The sequence below is a fragment of the Bacillus sp. FSL R10-2201 genome, from assembly GCF_038008665.1.
Classification (GTDB): domain Bacteria; phylum Bacillota; class Bacilli; order Bacillales; family Bacillaceae_G; genus Bacillus_A; species Bacillus_A mycoides.
The window spans coordinates 4,787,052-4,807,268 of the sequence record NZ_JBBOZP010000001.1; the positions used below are offsets into that span (position 1 = coordinate 4,787,052).

Annotated in this window: 17 protein-coding genes; 7 read left to right on the forward strand and 10 right to left on the reverse strand. The window is 35.2% G+C overall.

Annotated features, from left to right (window positions below):
* Positions 1–63: 63 nt before the first annotated feature.
* The 3 genes from NSQ69_RS24985 to NSQ69_RS24995 form a co-directional block, all read right to left on the reverse strand.
* Positions 64–657 carry a DedA family protein gene (locus NSQ69_RS24985; RefSeq protein ID WP_000900199.1) on the reverse strand — a complete coding sequence of 198 codons (594 nt, stop codon included), beginning with the start codon at positions 655–657 and terminating at the stop codon, positions 64–66.
* 81 nt (positions 658–738) lie between these two features.
* Positions 739–1,938, reverse strand: a complete 1,200-nt coding sequence (locus NSQ69_RS24990) for a cation:proton antiporter (protein ID WP_002129832.1) — start codon at positions 1,936–1,938, stop codon at positions 739–741.
* Positions 1,939–2,436 (reverse strand): cation:proton antiporter regulatory subunit, encoded by a 498-nt coding sequence (locus tag NSQ69_RS24995; protein WP_001026068.1) that lies wholly within the window; start codon positions 2,434–2,436, stop codon positions 1,939–1,941. It lies immediately after the preceding gene.
* A 409-nt stretch (positions 2,437–2,845) separates the two neighbouring features.
* Between NSQ69_RS24995 and NSQ69_RS25000 the strand changes: the two genes are divergently transcribed.
* The 3 genes from NSQ69_RS25000 to NSQ69_RS25010 all read left to right on the forward strand — a co-directional run bounded on the left by NSQ69_RS25000 (position 2,846) and on the right by NSQ69_RS25010 (position 5,938).
* The gene (locus NSQ69_RS25000; protein ID WP_002129834.1) at positions 2,846–4,279 is read left to right on the forward strand and encodes an alanine/glycine:cation symporter family protein; all 1,434 of its coding nucleotides are present in this window, start codon (positions 2,846–2,848) and stop codon (positions 4,277–4,279) included.
* Positions 4,280–4,518: 239 nt separating this feature from the next.
* Positions 4,519–4,959, forward strand: a complete 441-nt coding sequence (locus NSQ69_RS25005) for a Dps family protein (protein ID WP_002015990.1) — start codon at positions 4,519–4,521, stop codon at positions 4,957–4,959.
* A 781-nt stretch (positions 4,960–5,740) separates the two neighbouring features.
* On the forward strand, positions 5,741–5,938 hold the full coding sequence (locus NSQ69_RS25010) for a hypothetical protein (protein WP_000656312.1): 198 nt from the start codon (positions 5,741–5,743) through the stop codon (positions 5,936–5,938).
* 105 nt (positions 5,939–6,043) lie between these two features.
* Here the strand turns inward: NSQ69_RS25010 and NSQ69_RS25015 are convergent, their stop codons facing one another.
* Both NSQ69_RS25015 and NSQ69_RS25020 read right to left on the reverse strand, forming a co-directional pair.
* The gene (locus tag NSQ69_RS25015) at positions 6,044–6,547 is read right to left on the reverse strand and encodes a DinB family protein (protein ID WP_002131303.1); all 504 of its coding nucleotides are present in this window, start codon (positions 6,545–6,547) and stop codon (positions 6,044–6,046) included.
* Positions 6,548–6,914: 367 nt separating this feature from the next.
* A complete protein-coding gene (locus tag NSQ69_RS25020) occupies positions 6,915–7,493 on the reverse strand; it encodes an LOG family protein (RefSeq protein WP_033707925.1) in 579 nt (192 codons plus the stop codon).
* Positions 7,494–7,566: 73 nt separating this feature from the next.
* Between NSQ69_RS25020 and NSQ69_RS25025 the strand changes: the two genes are divergently transcribed.
* From NSQ69_RS25025 to NSQ69_RS25035, 3 genes are all read left to right on the forward strand, one after another.
* Positions 7,567–7,890, forward strand: coding sequence for a MazG nucleotide pyrophosphohydrolase domain-containing protein (locus NSQ69_RS25025; RefSeq protein WP_002089472.1), 324 nt, complete (start codon positions 7,567–7,569; stop codon positions 7,888–7,890).
* 53 nt (positions 7,891–7,943) lie between these two features.
* Complete coding sequence (locus tag NSQ69_RS25030; RefSeq protein WP_002015996.1) at positions 7,944–8,450, forward strand: ferritin; 507 nt, start codon at positions 7,944–7,946, stop codon at positions 8,448–8,450.
* Between the two features lie 148 nt (positions 8,451–8,598).
* Positions 8,599–9,771 carry a DUF418 domain-containing protein gene (locus tag NSQ69_RS25035; RefSeq protein ID WP_078206612.1) on the forward strand — a complete coding sequence of 391 codons (1,173 nt, stop codon included), beginning with the start codon at positions 8,599–8,601 and terminating at the stop codon, positions 9,769–9,771.
* 54 nt (positions 9,772–9,825) lie between these two features.
* Here NSQ69_RS25035 and NSQ69_RS25040 read toward each other — a convergent pair whose 3' ends face one another.
* The 3 genes from NSQ69_RS25040 to NSQ69_RS25050 form a co-directional block, all read right to left on the reverse strand.
* Positions 9,826–11,007, reverse strand: a complete 1,182-nt coding sequence (locus tag NSQ69_RS25040; protein ID WP_002129840.1) for a NupC/NupG family nucleoside CNT transporter — start codon at positions 11,005–11,007, stop codon at positions 9,826–9,828.
* 488 nt (positions 11,008–11,495) lie between these two features.
* On the reverse strand, positions 11,496–12,677 hold the full coding sequence (locus NSQ69_RS25045) for a NupC/NupG family nucleoside CNT transporter (RefSeq protein WP_341099775.1): 1,182 nt from the start codon (positions 12,675–12,677) through the stop codon (positions 11,496–11,498).
* A 300-nt stretch (positions 12,678–12,977) separates the two neighbouring features.
* The gene (locus NSQ69_RS25050) at positions 12,978–14,408 is read right to left on the reverse strand and encodes an alanine/glycine:cation symporter family protein (protein ID WP_002112761.1); all 1,431 of its coding nucleotides are present in this window, start codon (positions 14,406–14,408) and stop codon (positions 12,978–12,980) included.
* Positions 14,409–14,709: 301 nt separating this feature from the next.
* On the opposite strand from NSQ69_RS25050, the gene NSQ69_RS25055 reads away from it, so the two are divergent.
* On the forward strand, positions 14,710–15,348 hold the full coding sequence (locus tag NSQ69_RS25055; RefSeq protein ID WP_002139212.1) for an NAD(P)-dependent oxidoreductase: 639 nt from the start codon (positions 14,710–14,712) through the stop codon (positions 15,346–15,348).
* Positions 15,349–15,392: 44 nt separating this feature from the next.
* Here the strand turns inward: NSQ69_RS25055 and NSQ69_RS25060 are convergent, their stop codons facing one another.
* A complete protein-coding gene (locus tag NSQ69_RS25060; protein WP_341099776.1) occupies positions 15,393–18,569 on the reverse strand; it encodes a putative mucin/carbohydrate-binding domain-containing protein in 3,177 nt (1,058 codons plus the stop codon).
* Positions 18,570–19,159: 590 nt separating this feature from the next.
* Positions 19,160–20,098 carry a thioester domain-containing protein gene (locus NSQ69_RS25065; protein ID WP_002129843.1) on the reverse strand — a complete coding sequence of 313 codons (939 nt, stop codon included), beginning with the start codon at positions 20,096–20,098 and terminating at the stop codon, positions 19,160–19,162.
* Positions 20,099–20,217: the final 119 nt, after the last annotated feature.

Here is a 20,217-nt window from a genome sequence, read left to right on the forward strand (position 1 = left end):
TTTCATCCTTTAAAAAATGACAATAAAAAAGAATCTATGTCAGCATAGATTCTTTTTCCGTAATCACTTTTTTTTCATCATTTTTTTTAATATAAAATAACCAATGGCACAAACAATAGCAGCAAGTGCAAAGTATTTCACATATGGCCCAGCTACTTTATTAATACTTTCCCACTCTGTTCCTAATTTAAAACCTAAATATACAAATACAATTGACCATGGAATAACAGCTAGTGTAGTTAGCGTAATAAACTTAGCATGTGACATTTTCGCAATACCCGCTGGTATCGAAATAGCATGACGCACAACAGGAATAAAACGTGCTGTAAAAATAACACCAGTTCCGTAACGATTAAACCACGCTTCAGCATAATCAATATGTTTCTTCTGAATCAAAATATATTTTCCATATCGCTCAAGAACAGGTCTTCCTCCGTATCGACCGATCCAATAAATGAATAGTTGTGCGATTACACCACCAATTGTACCGAACGCGACAGCCCCCCAAAATGTAATGCTTCCTGTTGATACTAAATAACCTGCATAAGATAATACGATTTCACTTGGGATAACCTCTATCATTAATCCCAGCATAATTCCCCAATAACCAAGTCCTTCTAGAAAAACTAAAACTGAATGAATCAACTCTCCTAACATCATTTACCTCTCTTTACTGTTTTCATTGCAAAAAATAAAAGTACAAGCAGTAAATATCTTGTACTTTTATTTTTTCAAAATTTATCTAGTCTTCGTATCCCACTTAAAGATTTTATTTAAAAATTTATATACATTCTTTGACTCTTTCGTCAGAAGTGGACCTAAGATCGATAGTATAAGCACGTATAGTGCTGAGAATGGTTTCAATACCGACATTAACCCACCCGCGATACCGATATTAGCCATAATGATTGAGAATTCTCCCCTTGAAACGATTGTTAATCCAATATTTGTTGATGCTTTATGAGATAATCCAGCTTGTCTTCCTGCAATCATCCCTGCTACAAAGTTTCCGATTATCGTCAGAAGTACAGCACCTAACGTTAACCATATTGCTCCGCCCAATGAAAACGGATCGATACTTAATCCGAAACTGAAGAAGAAGATAGCTCCGAAGAAGTCTCTAAATGGGACAACAAGATGTTCAATTCGATCACTATGCTCTGTCTCAGAGAAAACTAACCCTAAAAGAAGTGCCCCGATTGCTTCTGCAACGTGAATTGTTTCTGAAAAACCTGCAATAAAGAACAACGAAGCAAATACCACAATAATAAAAATTTCATCTGAACTAATATTGAGCAATCTATTTAATAACGGCGTTGCTTTTCTAGCCACAATAAAGAATAGAAGCATATATCCTAACGCAATTCCAATTGACGTAAGGGCACCTAAGAAGGAAGCGTGATCCCCAAGAACTAAGCCAGAAACTACTGATAAATATACAGCAAGGAATATATCTTCAAACATAATAATTCCTAAAATTAATTCGGTTTCATTATTACCAGTTCTTCTTAAATCAACTAATACCTTTGCAACGATAGCACTAGAAGAAATCGTAATAATACCCGCAATAATTAAGATTTCGAGTAACGGGAATCCCATTATAAATCCGTATAATAATCCTAGTGAAAAGTTAATCAAAATATAGATTGTTCCGCCAATCGCGATAGAACGTCCAGATTTAATTAGTTTTTTCATCGAAAACTCTAATCCCAGATAGAAAAGAAGGAACAGAACACCAATCCTTCCAAGGAAGGATATCACACTTGCACTTTCAATAAATTTGAGATCGATAACACCTATTGTCGGCGCGTGCGGCCCTACTAACATGCCAAGAACAATTAGAAAAGGAATTACTGAGAATTTAAACTTTCCAGCGATTACCGCCGCAATTGCTACTAAAACTAAAGCTGTACCAACTTCAAAAATTAAAGTATCCATCTAGTCAGTCCCCCTATTCGAAAGTAATTCATTAATAATCTTTTTAATTTCTTCTCTCTCACCAGAAACTACAAGCATATCTCCTTCTTCAATCACCGTGTCTGGACCTGGATTAAATAGCTTTTTCATATTCTTTTTCATAACTGCAATTATCGTTACGCTATATGTTTTTCTTATTTCAAGGTCGCCAATTGTTTTTCCGATTGCCGGAGCTGCATTCTCCACTTTAAACCACTCAATTGCTAAACCTTCAAAGACCATCTCAACATTTTCTAATGCTCTAGGTTTGTATACCATTCCACCTAATATTGCTGCAATTTGTCTCGCCTCTGAGTCACGTAATGAAATACTTGAGATGCTTTCTTCATGATCTGAATCAAAATGATACATTTCTCTACGCCCATCATCATGAATGACGATCACCATCTTTTCGTTACCTTTCGTAACGATTTGAAATTTATAACCAATACCCGGAAGTTCACTTTCTCTAATATTCATATTTAGCTCCTCCATAACTTCTTTATTTTAATTTTCTGTTTTTCTGTCTTTTGTTCATCCAATCAATTTTAGAAATTCTAACCATTCAGGATACCTATGACTTGGAAATCTTTTATTGTAATAATAAGTGGCTCCTAAAAAGATACTTAAAGATGTAATGATAAAAAATAAATTACTTCTTATTTTCAAACTCTTAAGACTTACTTTCAATAAAGATTCTTCTTTCAAATTATCCCCTCTTTTTCGCTTTAAATTTAGTTTTTTAAAATGTAAATAATTCTAAAAATATTACGATGTAACATAATCATAACACAAAGTACGTTTAAGTAACATGATTTTTTAGAAAAATTGATTCTGGTATATTTTTTGCATATAATTTTCTTATTATGAAAAAAAGGAAGTGTATTATATGGTTGATATCTTTAGCAGATTCCTTGAGGTAACGAATAATATTTTATGGTCATATATTCTTATTGCAATGTTAATCGGCTTCGGTCTTTATTTCTCTTTCAAATTAAAATTTGTCCAAATTACTCATTTCCGTGAGATGGTCAGTTTAATTAGTAAAGGATTTAATCGAAAAGAAAAAAAGAAAGATAGCATCTCTCCATTCCAAGCATTTTGCTTAAGTGCAGCGGCACGTATCGGTATCGGAAACTTAGCTGGTGTAGCATTAGCCATTTCAATGGGTGGACCTGGCGCAATATTTTGGATGTGGTTTATCGCTATCCTTGGAGCAGCTACTAGTTTCGTAGAATGTACGCTCGCGCAAATTTATAAAGTAAAAGATGGAAGCAGATTCCGTGGTGGACCAGCGTATTACATGGAAAAAGGGTTAAACAAACGCTGGATGGGTGTTTGGTTTTCACTTCTTATTACAGTTGCGTACGGATTAATTTTCAATTCTGTACAAGCAAACACGGTAACAATAGCATTTGAAAATGCTTTTGGACTAGAGCGAACGATCGTAGGAGCTCTATTAGCTTTATTAGTTGCAGTTATTATTTTTGGTGGTATCAAGAGCATTTCACGTATTACAGAAATGATTGTTCCTCCAATGGCAATCATTTATATCGGCGTAGCTGTTTTTGTCGTAATTAACAACTTCACTATGTTACCAAGCATTTTTACAGAAATATTTAACAGCGCATTTGGTTTAGACCAAGCTATCGCTGGTGGTATTGGAGCAGCAATCAAATTCGGAATTCAGCGCGGTTTATTCGCGACAGAAGCAGGTATGGGTAGCTCTCCTAATGCAGCAGCAACATCAGATGTATCTCACCCTGTAAAACAAGGACTTGTTCAAGCATTAGGTGTTTTCGTAGATACATTCTTAGTATGTACATCAACAGCGTTTATCGTATTATGTTCTGGACTTTACAAAGGATCTAATTTAGAAGGTATTGAATTAACACAACAAGCATTAAGTTCACAAATTGGACCGTGGGCAAGCACTTTCTTAGCGATTATTATTTTCCTATTCGCTTTCAGTTCTTTACTAGGAAACTACTATTATGGTGAAACAAATATCGCATTCATTAAAGAAAGCAAAACATGGTTACTGATTTATCGTGTTGCAGTTGTCGGAATGGTGTTCTTCGGATCTATCGCTGCCCTTCAAACGGTTTGGAGTTTAGCTGATTTCTTTATGGGACTAATGGTATTTACAAACTTAATTGCCATCTCATTCCTTAGCAAGTTCGCCTATGCGGCATTAGTAGACTATATAAAACAAAAGAAACAAGGAAAAGATCCTGTTTTCATTGCAAGTTCTATCCCTGGCTTAAAGAATACAGAGTGTTGGGATGGGCAAGATTTAGAAGAGAAGAAACAAGTTGGATAACAACTAAAAGCGGAAGAGGCTCGTAGGAAAAAGCGAAGCCACCGAATATTCTAGCCGCTGGAGCTATATAATAAAAAATCCCTATTACTTCATAGTAATAGGGATTTTTTATTTACAACAGTTCATAATTTGTTCAAATTAATTCCAGCAAAAGGGTTGATTTATACAAATTACTAGATTATAATAATTATAAATTAGTAATTCATATAAAATAATAACTCAAGAGGAGATTGATCATAATGAATACACAAGTAATCGAAGCATTAAACAAACAAGTAGCAAACTGGAGCGTTTTATTTACAAAACTACACAACTTCCATTGGTACGTAAAAGGACCTCAATTCTTCACACTACATGAAAAATTTGAAGAGCTTTACACAGAATCAGCTACTCACATCGATGAAATCGCAGAACGTATTTTAGCAATTGGCGGCAAACCAGTAGCAACAATGAAAGAATACTTAGAACTATCTTCTATTCAAGAAGCAGCTTACGGAGAAACTGCAGAAGGGATGGTCGAAGCAATCATGAAAGACTACGAAATGATGCTAGTCGAACTAAAAAAAGGCATGGTAATCGCTCAAGAATCTGACGACGAAATGACATCTGACCTACTACTAGGCATCTACACAGAACTAGAAAAACACGCTTGGATGCTACGTGCATTCTTGAATCAATAATATATTTAAAAGCGGAGGTGGCTCGTTCAGCTCTGACTGGCTAAGGTTCTTTCACATAGAAGGCGCTTTTTGCCTTCTTATGTGGAAGGTTCTTAGACACGAAGAGCTAGCCACCGGAGCTGGATAATATTAAAAGCGGAAGCGGCTCGCTCAGAATCGCAGGACATTGGAGCTCTCGACCTTGAAGCGCTTTTTGCTTCGAGCGAGAGAGCGAAATGACCGGAGATTCTAGCCGCTGGAGCTGGATATCATTAAAAGCGGAAGCGGCTCGCTCAGAATGTGAGGGGGATGGAGCTTTTGACGTAGAGGCGCTCTTTGCCTCGCAGAAAAAAGCGAAGCCACCGAACATTCTAGCCGCTGGAGCTGGATATCAACTAAAAGCGGAAGCGGCTCGTTCAGAATCGCAGGACATTGGAGCTCTCGACCTTGAAGCGCTTTTTGCTTCGAGCGAGAGAGCGAAATGACCGGAGATTCTAGCCGCTGGGGCTAGATAACACTTAAAGCGGAAGCGGCTCGTTCAGAGTCGCTTTTTTCTATTGATTGGTCGCACTTGATAATACATAAAATTATATCGATCGCAACTCACGATATATCAACGTTTCGACAAAGAATATCGCTTTACCAACAAATCACGACAATAATAGCACTCCCCTCCACTACTTTTATCAATATATTACAATCCCTTTTATGTTAAAATATAGGTAACACCCTTTAGTAAAATAGATCCAAAAAAGCTTTTCCATATTCATCATTTACTACTTAAATGGCGGGAGTGGTTCAGTTGAAAGACTACTTAATTAGAGCATTTTTTGCGTTAATAACAGTTGGGATTCTCTTACTTATAGCTAATATTTTCAACATACGTGTCGAGGTTAAAGACTATGCTTTCCTCGTTGTTGTAGCTATTGGTGGCGGTTGGGGTGGCTGGTACCTGTATAAAAAACAAAGTAATCAAAATGATAAAGGCATTCCGAAATAATATGGAATGCCTTTTTTCTCTAATACATAATTAAGCTTAAACCACTAATAAAAGCAGTCCCCAAAAACATCATACAATCCATATTCTATGGTAAATAAAAAGAATTCATTTTGAATATAGAAATAGTCCAAAATCTTGCATAACAGAGGTATGCCCCATTTGCCGCAACATTGTGGCTATATTCCCACGGTGATATGCTCCGTGGGTGACGACGTGTATTATTGTTTCAGAAACCGTCGTATCCAGGAGCCCAGCATACGGATTATCAACCTCAAACACTTTTTCATAATCTTGTTGACTACTTAAAAGTTCTTTATATCGTTTAGATAATTCATAAAAACTAGTTTCCATTTCCTCAATATTTTTTGTTTCTAGCTGTTCTTTCAATTGGTCTGTGTGTACCATTGCATCACTCATACTTTTACCAGAAATAATCTCAAGCCAGGCTAAATCTGTGAGGTATATGTGAGACATTACTTTTGCCACCGAAGAAAAACCACTCTTAACTTCCTTATGGAAAATGTCTTGCGGTAGTTCTTTTAAGCGATTTAAAATAACTTCATTTGCCCATAAGTGGTAGTTATACATTTTTAATACCGAACGCCCCATGCTCATTTCTCCTCCAATTTTCATTTTACTGATTAGATTATGATACATAGCTGCTTAAAAATTCCCAAAGGATTAGATTTATAAAATTTATTCTGATTCCGATTAGAAAAACCTCTATTAACTTCATAAAAAACATTCGCCATCTTCCACAATCTGACCCTTTAACGGAACAATTCTATATCACTCAATAATTTCTTACTCACCTTTTATTCAGATGTTCTTTTTTAAATCAGCAAAACATACCTCCATCTACTTCCCCTCTTGGAACGATTTCACATCTCACTATCAATATATTTAACCAAATTAAAAACACATGTCTTTTTGCGATAAAAAGACATGTGTTTCCAAAATCCACTATAAAAATGTACTATGATAACTGCTTCCACTTAGTTCCCAAAACAGGACGCTCGTAATTTTGTATTTCATGAATTAATTTAGCTGCCGTCTCAGCTGAAACAATCAACTCTTTATTCGACGGGTTCATAAAGCCTTCTTCAGCTGCGCGATCAACCATTTGCAGAATTGGTCCGTAGAAGTCTTTAATATTTAATAAACCAACTGGCTTATCATGTATACCAATTTGTGACCAACATACAACTTCAAATAGCTCTTCAAATGTTCCGTATCCGCCTGGTAATGCAATGAAAGCATCCGCAAGCTCTGCCATTTTTGCTTTACGTTCGTGCATCGTTTCTACTTCAATTAATTCTGTTAATCCTGTATGAACGATTTCACCACGGAATAAACCACGCGGCATAACACCTGTTACACGTCCACCTAAACGAAGAACTTCGTTTGCTACTTCTCCCATTAATCCAACGCATGAACCGCCGTATACAAGCTCATAATCGTTCTCAACAAACATTTTCCCTAACTCTATTGCCTGCTCTTTAAATTCTGGTCTTCCCCCTAAATTTGAACCTGCAAACACACAAATCTTTCTCATTCCTACACCCCGAAACTATATATTGTTATGATACAATGAGTATTGTACAACATATTGAAGGGATGAGGAAGAAATGGATATCGTCGCATTTCAAAGATGGGTGGAGGAATTTTACGAAAAACGAAGCTGGTCACAGTACAACTCCTTTATTCGCTTAAATTTCTTAACTGAGGAAGTTGGGGAAGTTTCACGCGTTGTTCGCGCAATTGAAATCGGTCGTGATCGCCCTGATGAACAAACGAAAACACAAGAAGAGCTAAAACAAGAACTAAAAGAAGAACTTGGTGATGTACTATCTAATCTTATTGTTCTTTCACAAAAATATGATTTGGATTTACAAGACATTATGGAAACACACGTTACAAAGCTTTCAAAAAGATTCGAAACATCTAAATGAGAACATTATCAATTGTGATATAATGTTCTTGTCAAAATAATAAGGGGGATTTTATGTTATCTAAAAAATTGCACGACGCACTAAATGAACAAATGAATTTTGAATTTTACTCTGCCCACGCTTATATGGCAATGGCTGCTTACTGTACAGCGGAAAGCTACGATGGATTCGCTAACTTTTTCCTTGTACAAGCTGAAGAAGAGCGTTTCCACGCAATGAAACTTTACAACTACATTAATGACCGCGGCGAGCGCGCTATTATTACTGGATTTGATCATCCTAATAACGAATATGAGTCTGTATTGAATGCTTTTGAAGTAGCACTTGAGCACGAGCGTGAAGTAACGAAGCGCATTTATCACTTATCTGATATCGCTTGGGATGAGCGTGAACACGCAACAATTACCTTCTTAAAATGGTTCGTTGACGAGCAAGTAGAAGAAGAAGCTTCATTTGATAGCATCATCCAAAAATTAAAACGTATTACAAGCGATTCAAACGCATTATTTATGCTAGATGCTGAATTAGAGAAACGTACATTTACGCCACCAGCTGAATAATATTTCAATCACCTTAATGAATGTATTAAGGTGATTTTTTTATTTTCTCTCTAGCTTAAAATCACCTTAAATTTCCTTGTATTTGAAATAGTACCAGTAAATAAATGGTATTATTTTCAATATAAAACAATATATGAGGAGAGAAAAAATGAACCAACGTGTAGAATTTGTTGACGCCATTCGTGGTTTCGCTTTATTTGGCATTTTACTTGTTAATATAACATTAATTCAATTCGGGTTATTCGCTAATGAAAAACCCACTTATATTTTCGGAAAACTCGATGAAAGTGCTAATTGGTTTATTCAATTTTTCGGCACACAGAATTTTATTTCCCTATTCTCTTTTTTATTTGGGCTTAGCATTATTTTGTTACAAAAAAGTATTATCGCAAAAGGAAAAAAGTTTTTCCCTACATATATAAGGCGTATTAGCATTCTTTTACTACTAGGCTACATTCACGGCACTTTTGTTTGGGAGGGAGATATTTTATTTGCCTACGGGATTGTCGGGATTTTCTTAATGATGTTCATCAATCGAAAACCAAAAACGTTACTCATTTGGGCATCCATTTTATTAGCACTCATTATGTTCGCATCTTATCAATCTGAACCAACATCAAACACATTCAATGATGTCGCACCTTATATTGAAAAAGAGCATAAAGTTCATGAAACTGGAAGCTATATGGATCATATCAACTTTAGATTAACTGAAAATCCTTTTGATTACATGGGAATTAACGGTATCTTCGGATTAGTTATCCTGTCAATTTTCGCATTAATTTTTATGTCTCCACTCTTCTTACTCGGCATGTACGTAGGAAAAAAGGGATGGCTATTTGAGATTGATAAACATATACCTGCTGTCAAAAAAATCTGGCTTATTACTGGTATTTTTTCTTTTACAATCAAAATTTTAACCATGTTCGTAAAGCATCCGATTTTAATTATGTTACAAGATAGTCTTACACCAGTAACCATGACCTTCTTTTACGGAAGCACGATTATTTTATTATTCCATTACAAAAAGGTAGCGCGTTTACTAACATACATGGCGAACATGGGAAAAATGTCGGTTAGTAATTACTTAGCGCAATCTATTATCGCAACAACTATTTTTTACGCATATGGATTTGGCTTATACGGTAAAATTGGCTATTTCTTCGGTATTCTTTTAACCATTGGAATTTATACGATTCAATTATTCGTTAGTACCTATTGGCTACAGAAATACCGAATGGGGCCTGTGGAATATGTGTGGAGATTGGGAACTTATTTAGAGAAACCACGGTTTAAGAAGGACTTGGATAAAGCAAGTTAAACAAAAAGTCGTTTATCCCCCGAAGTGAGAGATAAACGACTTCTTTGTTATTTATTAAAGCATAACCCCAACGATAACCGCTGATAATATACTTACTAACGTTGCACCGTATACAAGTTTTAATCCGAATGAAGATACAACGTTTGCTTGTTTTCCATCGATACTCTTCGTTGCACCTGCGATAATTCCGATAGATGAGAAGTTCGCAAATGATACAAGGAAGATTGATAAAATACCTACTGTACGAGCTGATAAATCGCCAGCTACTTTTCCAAGATCAAGCATCGCAACAAATTCGTTTGTTACTAATTTCGTCGCCATAATTTGTCCTGCTGTTAGCATCTCTGATGTTGGAATACCCATTACGAATGCTAATGGTGAGAAGATGTATCCTAAAATGCTTTGGAATGTGATTCCGAAAATTGAATCGAATACACCGTTAATTGCTGTAATTAATGCTACGAAACCGATTAACATCGCCGCTACTGTTACAGCGATAGAGAAACCTAGCATAATATATTCGCCTAACATTTCAAAGAATGTTTGTTTCTTATCTTCTTGTAATTCTAAAATGTCATCTTCTTCGTTCACATCATACGGATTAATAATATGAATGATAATAAATCCACTAAATAAGTTTAGTACAAGTGCTGTTACTACATATTTTGGATCAATCATCTTCATATAAGAACCAACGATTGACATCGAAACTGTTGACATTGATGATGCACAAAGTGTGTATAAACGATTTTTCGGTAATTTGCTTAATTGATCTTTTACTGTAATAAATACTTCACCTTGGCCGACAATTGCCGCTGCTACTGCATTATATGATTCAAGTTTTCCTAAACCGTTAATTTTACTTAATACGAAACCGACTGCACGAATGATAATCGGTAAAACTTTAATATGTTGTAAGATTCCAATTAGTACTGCTAAGAAAATAATTGGTAATAATACTGTTAAGAAGAATGGTGCTTGTCCATCATTTGCTAGACCACCAAATACGAAATTAACCCCTGCTTCCGCAAATTTTAAAATAGCGCCAAATCCATCTGCAATCCCTTTTACTAATACAAATCCGACCTTTGTATTTAGTAAGAAATACGCAAGTACCAATTGAATTACAAGCATAACTGCAATTGGTTTATATTTAATTTTCTTACGATCTGAACTTATAAGGAACCCTAGTACAAATACTACAAGTAAACCGACTAGAAACATTACTAACTTCATATGTGAATCCTCCACTTCCATGAGTTATCAGTCGTATAACGAATGACGTCTGACCATTAATGTTAAAAAATATGAACCCCTAAAATTTTTTGAACTGTCTTCTAAAATAGGTAAGCGTTTGCATAAATTGCAATTTATAACAGGTAGTCTCTTCTTCTCTACCGTATTTAACGTCTGAAATGGATACCACCTACAAATCAAATTGTAAGCGTTATCTAATCGAAATGCAATATAAATTTTAAAAGATTTTTATATGTTAATATATTCCTAACCGATTGGTTTTTTTATGTAAATTCACCATAAAAAATAGCCCTAGCTATGAGCTAGGGCCTCCCTTTTTACCCCGCTTTAACGGGCAGTAAGATCCCCACCTCAAAATTCAGCGAAAACAAAGAAGTTAGGTGGGTGATTAACTGCCCGTAAAAGCCCGATTGGTGAAGGCTAATAATCAGCGGGGGATAAAGCCCCCCACTGATTAAAGTTTCACTTTATAACATAACACCAACGATAATCGCGGATAAAAGACTTACTAATGTCGCACCGTATACAAGTCGTAATCCGAATGATGAAACAACGTTTGATTGGTTTTCATCGATCCCTTTCGTTGCGCCTGCGATAATTCCGATAGATGAGAAGTTCGCGAATGATACAAGGAATACAGAAAGAATACCGACTGTACGAGCTGATAAATCACCAGCTACTTTTCCTAGATCAAGCATCGCAACAAACTCGTTTGATACTAATTTTGTTGCCATAATTTGTCCCGCTGTTACCATTTCTGCTTGCGGGATACCCATTACGAATGCTAATGGAGAGAAAATATATCCTAAAATAGCTTGGAATGTAATACCGAACACTGAATCAAACAAGCTATTGATTGCTGTAATTAATGCTACGAAACCAAGTAACATTGCTGCTACCGTAATCGCAATCGTGAAACCAAGCATTATATATTCGCTTAACATTTCAAAGAATGACTGTTTTTTCTTATTTTCTAACTTCAGTGTATCTTCTTCTTCCGTAATATCGTACGGATTAATAATATGAATAATAATGAAACCACTAAATAAATTTAATACAAGTGCTGTTACTACATATTTTGGTTCAATCATTTTCATATAAGAACCAACGATCGACATCGATACTGTCGACATGGAAGATGCACATAGTGTATATAAACGATGTTTTGGGATTTTACTTAATTGATCTTTTACTGTAATAAATACTTCTGCTTGCCCAACAATTGCGGCCGCTACTGCATTATATGATTCTAATTTTCCTAAACCATTTACTTTACTTAGCATAGTACCAATAGCACGAATAAATATCGGTAAAATTTTAAAGTGTTGCAGAATTCCGATTAACACTGCAAAGAATACGATTGGTAATAAAGCTGTTAAGAAGAATGAAACCTCTCCTTTATTAACAAGACCACCAAATACGAAAACGATTCCAGATTCCGCATATCCAAGAAGTGCTCCAAATCCATCTGAAATTCCTTTTACTAAAATATAACCAATTGGCGTATTTAATAAGAAATACGTTAACGCTAGCTGAATAACAAGCATAATTACGATTGGTTTATACTTGATTTTCTTACGATCAGAACTTATAAGAAAGCCGAGTACGAATACAACTAGTAGTCCTACAAGAAACATAACAAACTTCATTAATAAAATCCTCCATTTAACTCTTCATTAACGTTGAACGTCTGACTACTCGAAACAAGGAATAATCCGAACTTTCCATTTCTCCTCCAAAACCTTCAATCGGATATGAAAAACCATAAAATCTCTTGTCTCAAAGCCATTTTCCATTCTAACACAAATTATAACTCACATCCGCACTTTTCTTAAAAAAAATACATTTTATTATAAAACACTCATTAATGTTCGTATTTTCCCTCTTCCTTTAGTTTATCACCATAAAAAAAACGAGCATCAAATTTCTCTGATGCTCGTTCCTTTTTATTATACAGCTTTTTCTTTATCTGCTACTGCTGGCTTGTCCCAGCACTCTGTATTCGTTAAACCAGGGATAGAATCTGCACTGAAGACTGGATCTTTTCCTTGTTTCTTTTGTTTCACATAGTCCGCCAACGCAGCATACGCAAATCTTCCAAGAAGTGTAATCGCAATTAAGTTTGTGATTACCATTAGACCCATAAATAAATCTGCCATATTCCATACAACTTGAAGCGTCGCAACAGAACCGAATAATACCATTCCCACTACCGCAATACGGTAAATCGTTAACCAAGTTTTACTTTGTTTAATAAATTCAATATTCGTTTCACCATAATAATAGTTTCCTAGTAATGAACTGAAAGCAAATAAGAAAATGATAATCGCTAAGAAGCCGCTTGCCCACGAACCGATTTGTGAACTTAACGCCACTTGCGTTAATTCAATACCTTCTAAATTTGTTGCCTTATATGCACCAGAACATAGTACGATAAACGCTGTTGATGTACATACTAAGAATGTATCCACTAATACTCCAATTGTTTGAATAAATCCTTGTTTAGCTGGATGTGTTACATCCGCTGTTGCAGCCGCGTTTGGCGCACTACCCATACCTGCTTCGTTCGCAAACAATCCGCGCTGAATACCAAACTTCATTGCAGCACCGATACCGCCACCTACAGCTGAATCTAAACCGAATGCACCTTTAAAGATTTCTGTAAACATATCCGGTATTAAATAATAGTTTTTAATAACAACGAAAATAGCTACTGCAATATAAATAAGTGCCATTGGCGGAACGATCAGCTCCGACATACGCGCGATACTTTTCACACCACCAAAAATAATAACCGCAACTAATACTGCTAATACGATTCCAACAACATAACGCTCAATACCAAATGCATTTTCAAATGCTAATGTCACTGTATTTGCTTGTACTGAGTTAAAAATTAAACCGTAACTAATTGTAATAAGGATAGAGAACCAAATTCCCATCCAACGTTTATTTAAACCTTTTTCCATATAATAAGCAGGACCTCCACGGAAGCCACTACCATCTTTTATTTTATAAATTTGCGCAAGCGTACTTTCTACGAAACTTGAAGACGCCCCAATAATCGCAATAACCCACATCCAAAATACAGCTCCTGGTCCTCCCATAGAAATAGCTAGCGCTACACCAGCTAAGTTCCCGATTCCAATACGAGCTGCTGAACTCATACAAAATGCTTGGAATGACGATACACTGCCCTTTTTACGTGTCTTTCCAGTTAAACCATCACCCATTAATCGAACCATTTCCCCTAAATGAGTAATTTGTACGAATTTCAATTTAATAGAAAAATAAAGCCCTAAACCGATTAACATTGCGATAAGAATATATGACCAAAGAATCGTATTCGTTGATGAAACGAATTGTTCTAAAATATTCATACTGTCAGTCCCCTCCCTTTTTCTTCATAAATTGAATTATATTTAAAAAATATTCAAAAATCAACATTTTTCGACAGGTTATTACTTCCATACGTTAGGTTTTGTAACATAATGGTGTTATTTGTTATGTTTTATGACTTTATATTTATAAAATGTACATAATAAAACAATACATAATTCCATTGACAAAAACACCAACCTGTAACTATAATGATTACATCAGGTTGTAACAAACCTTATTACAACAAATTCATTTACTTTCAGATATACACTTTAACAAAACACTTTGGAGGGATTTATTATGAAAATCGGAATCATCGGAGCAACTGGTAAAGCAGGAAGTCGTATTTTAAAAGAAGCATTAGATCGCGGACATGAAGTAACTGCAATCGTAAGAAGCGCTGCAAAAATTACAGAAGAAAATGTAAAGATTTTAGAGAAAGATGTATTCACTCTTACATCTAACGACCTACAAGCATTCGATGTAGTTGTAAATGCATTCGGTGCTCCAGCCGGACAAGAACACCTTCACGTAGATGCAGGAAACGTACTTATCGAAGCTATGAAAGGTGCACCTAATACAAAATTACTTGTTGTTGGTGGCGCTGGTAGCTTATTTGTAGACGAAGAGAAAACAACACGTGTATTTGATACACCAGGATTCCCAAATGAATATCTTGCAACAGCTCAAAACCAAGGTAAAAACTTAGAAATCCTAAATCAAACAAATGATATTACTTGGACATTCATTAGCCCTTCTGCACTATTTGCATTAGGAAAACGCACAGGCTCTTATACAGCCGGAAAAGACAACCTTCTTGTTAACTCAAAAGGTGATAGCTACGTAAGTTACGAAGACTTCGCAGTTGCAGCACTTGATGAAATCGAAAATCCAAAACATGTAAACGAACGCTTCACAGTTGTTTCTGAAGCTGAGTAATAGAAAAAAATGCGCGTAGATCCAATATCTACGCGCATTTTTTATTACAATGTCCCCTTTACTAGTTCTAATCCACTTTGAGTGATTTTAAATACAACTTCTGCTGAAGCTACTTGTTCTGCTAACTCATTCTTTTTATACCATTTCAGACGACTTGGTTCTGCATGATACACTTTTACAACATCCCCATACTCAAATGGAGTACCATTTACTTGTTCTGCAAAATTCTTTGAGGTTTCTTGACCGTCTGCTGATATATGCTTTTTCTCATTTCCATTTTGATCATAAATCGTAAAACCTAAATACTGTTCGTTCACAAAACGATAATGAATCACATCATTCGTAAATGTTGCATGTAATTTCTTTTCGTCATGATTTAACGTAACAATAGAACGTGTAACATTGGACACACCTTGATACACCAGGCTATCTCCATACGTCACTTCAATCGGTACTTCTGTTATTGTCTTATTCCCAAAACGATCTTTCGTCTCTACTTTTACTTTTTGCTCACCGATTTTTGTTGTACTAGGTTTTTCCACAAAACCAACTACTTCTCCACCTTTTACTTGAACAAATTTTTTTGCATCTAATTTTTCAGCTTCTGTTCCGATTGTCACTTTTTGTGGTACTGCTGTTACTTCTTGTAAGCTTTCCAGTTTTTCAAAACCTTTTTCCGTTATTTTAAAGTACAACTCTTGTTCCACGTTCCCTTTACCTACAAACTCATTCTTTTGATACCACTTTAATCGATTTGATTCTGCATGATATACCTTAATAACATCACCATATGCGAAGTCTACACCATTCAACTGTTCTGCAAAACTTTCAGAAGTCTCTTGCCCTTCTACCGAAATAACTTTCTTTTCATTTCCATTTTGATCATATAGCGTGATTCCCATATATTTTTCATTCTCAAAACGATAATGAACTTTAGAATCCGTAAATGTTGCCTGTAGCTTTTTCGTATTATGATCCACAGTTACGACAGAACGCGTTTTATTACCATCACCTTGGAAGACTAAACTATCGCCATACATTACTTCCAATGGCACTTCTGTCACTTTCTTATTTCCAAAACGATCTTTCGTTTCTACTTTTACTTTTTGTTCACCGATTTTTGTTGTATTCGGTTTTTCTACAAATCCGATTACTTCTCCATCTTTCACTTGAACAAAATCTTTTGCTTCTAATCTTTCAGCATCTGTTCCGATTACTACTTTTTGCGGTACTACTGTTACTTCTTGTTGAGCTTCCATTCTCTCAAAGCCCTTTTCTGTTACTTTAAATAATAATTCTTCCTCTACCTTCGCCCTACCTTGGCCGATAAAGTTATTATTTTGATACCAATTAAAGCGATCTGATTCTGCGTGATACACTTTTACAACGTCACCATACTCGAACTCTAACCCATTAATCGATTTTGCGAATTCTTCCGCATTTTCAACACCTTTTACAGTTGCTTTCTTTTTCTCATTTCCATTTGGATCTAGTAATGTGAATTCAAAATACGCATCTTCTTTAAAATAATAATGCACTTGATTAGAATCAGCTGTCGCACTAAACTTTTTCTGATCGTGTTGCAGTGTTACAATCGATTTAATATCAGTACTATAATTGAGCCCTTTGAATACTAAGCTATCACCATAACCAACATTTACTACAACAGGAATTAAATTTTTATTCCCTTTTTCATCTATAATTTCTACTTTTACAGTTTTTTCTCCAACTTCAGGCTTATCTTGCATAATCACACCTGTTGTTTTTACACCTTCTCCTAAATTCTGTACAAGTTCTTTTGCTTTTTTCTCATCATATGTAGTACCAATTACTACATTTTGTATTTTTTCATTATTTGGCTCGCCATATGGAATTTCATATAACTCAGTTTGTTTTTCACGAATTGGATTGCTATCTGTAGATAACCAAACTTCCTTTTCTAATTTTGGTAAATTTAATTTTTCAATCTTCTCTCTAGTATCATCATTTGGAATTATTACCCATTTATCAAAGAAAGGAATTAAATTTTGCCCAGCTACTTTTGACGTCATGTAAATAAACATCTGCTTTTTCTCTTCATCAGATTTAGGCATTTCTGTATCATGTAACACACGATACATTTGATGTAATTTCGGATAGAACTGGTCTCCATAAGCTAAATGCAACTGCCAAAACATAACTAATTTTTCGAATTCATTCATCTTCTCTTGCGCATTCGGTTTACCTAGATAAGCAAATGCGGCTTCATAACGATTTTCTTGCTCTAACCTTGTTTTATGTCCAAATGCAGTTTGAACTGCTAAAGAATAAATGTTAACGGTTACTTCTCCAAGCCCCTCCCATAACCAAGTGTCCTGTTGATGTTGATGCCCCACTTCATGCCAAGGTCCCCATCCATCCGCAGTTAACTCTTCTAGATTTAGTACTGACTCTAAATTCCCTTTACTATAAGCTGTTCGATAATAAGTCGCATACATATAATTGTCCGTATACCAGTCTTCAACATAATGAATGGAATGTTTGCCTTGATTCGCAACACCCACACCATCTTTTGATAAACCAGATATCTTATGTTCTATATTAATTATTTCATCATGTTTCTTTAATAACGCAGCTGGATCTTCTTGCTTCAAATGTTCCGCCACAGTCTCAGGATGCATAGTTAGTAAACTATTTTCCCCTTTCATCTCGATTGCATATGAATTCGGTGATTCCTTCAACATACGTTTCCAATCTTCTGTCGTATGTTTACCTAAAATAAATAAAGGATTTGGTATACCACCTTTTTTTACTTTAGCAACTACTTCTCCTGTGTTGTGATAATTATAAAAGTATAATAGCCCTCCATTCGGAGAAGAAATTTTATTTTCACCAGGATTTAAATTGAATTGTTTAGGTTCTTCTTTTTCATAAGAATATGTGCCAATATAAGCTTTAATCTTTTGATTCCCATCTACTTGAATAACTACTTCTTCACCTGGCTTTACATAAATACCAGTTGGTTCATAGGGAGAAAAACTCATTCGACGCTGATGCAACTCACGTATCTCTTCTACATCACCTTTTGGCAGCAATTGATACACTCGTTCTTCTTGCTGTTTCTCCTTATCTTCAATCGTCATCTCTGCATATACCTTAGGCACTTCAAGACCATACGGAGTTAATAACGTAGCTAAAAAAACTCCAGCTACTAATACCCTACTCTTTTTCTTCTTTGACATAATCTGTGTCCCCTATTCCTTTTTTTAGACAAACTACCCTATACATTCATTTAACTGAAAATCCTATTATTTTTATAAAACCATTTAATGAATAGACTAACACCTCGCGCACCTGTATCCATTACTACCGCATTCCTCTCAATGTATTCAATTTCCTACATTATAAAATTTTTATGTATTGTATCCTCCTCACTTCTTTCTACTTGTGATGAGTTCTCTTCCTACATAAAAAGAGAATAGTAAAAGATGTACTTCAGTCTTGTCATCTATACATCTAAAAATGTGAAAAACAATAGAAACTTACATTTTATTCATATATGACCATCTATAGGTAGTTTTTCCAACTGAATTTTACACGCTTTCTATTTTGTTTGATAGCATTTTCAATCAGAATAATGTTACAATTTGGTGAATATAATCCATTAATCGTAACGTTCGGATTTCAACATATTTTATATTATTCTAAAATATAGTTTAAACTGTCCCAATATTATTTTCATGTTATCTATACCCGTTTATTATTTTTAACATATAATTTAACTTCTACTCAGATAAGAAAAAAGCACTGGCAAACGCCAATGCTTTTTCCACTATCTTTTAATTTGATTCGGTTTATGTGGTTCATTTGGTGTATAGGGTTTATTTGGTTTATTATCATGACCATTTGCTTTTTTCCAACTTACCGCCAACTCTGGACTTGTTTTCTCTTCACTACGCTCTAATAATACAACTGCATTTTGAATTGTCGGTGTTCCTTTATGTGCAATTCCTTGTAGTTTCGTTAAATTCCCTGATACTTTAAAGCTAAATCCACCCGATGGTGTTTGTTTCGGAATTAAAATGCGGAACTTTTCTCCTACATTAAATTCTGTTTTTCCCTCGCCTTTTTCATTTACGAACTTCGCGCCTTCTGGTGCACCTGTTGCTTGCACTTTATACGTTCCACTTTTTGCATTTGTTTGCACTGTGTATAAACCTGTTTCAAAAAACTCATTTTTTAATACTGCCTCTTGTTCTTCTGATGGTACTACACTCATCGTAATTTCTTGTAGTTCCTCACTAGCGCTTGCTTTTGCAACTATATCTTTCGTTACTTTTTCTACATTTTTATTACGGAAATCTAAATCGTTAATATCAATTTGTTTTAACGCATTCCACACCGCAAGCTGCGTTGCGTAATGTGCCTCTCTCCAATCGGAAACACCTAATTCTTGTGGGCTCTTCTGCGGATACCCGTTTAATAGTACACGGTATACGTTAATATCTACTTTACCCATTTCAGGTAAATCTTGGCCGCTCGGAGATTTCAAATCCACATTTAAGCAAAAAGCAATTTTGCCATCTGCTGTTTTAATAAGCTCTGTTCGAATTGGTTTTTTCTTTGACTTACTATAACTCCAATCCATTTGATACTTCGTGTGATCCATAACCTCTGCGGATGCCTTTTGAAGTGGGAATAATAAGTTCGCAAATACAAATAAAACACTCAAAAAAGCGGCCATTAGCTTGAACGATCGTTTTATATTCATGTCTACAACCCCTTATAAAATAACAAATTTACTACTATGTATTATTTAGTTAGAAAAGTTTTTTATGCATAGACAAAACAAAAAAGAGTGCAAACTTTTTTGCACCCTTTGAACTTACC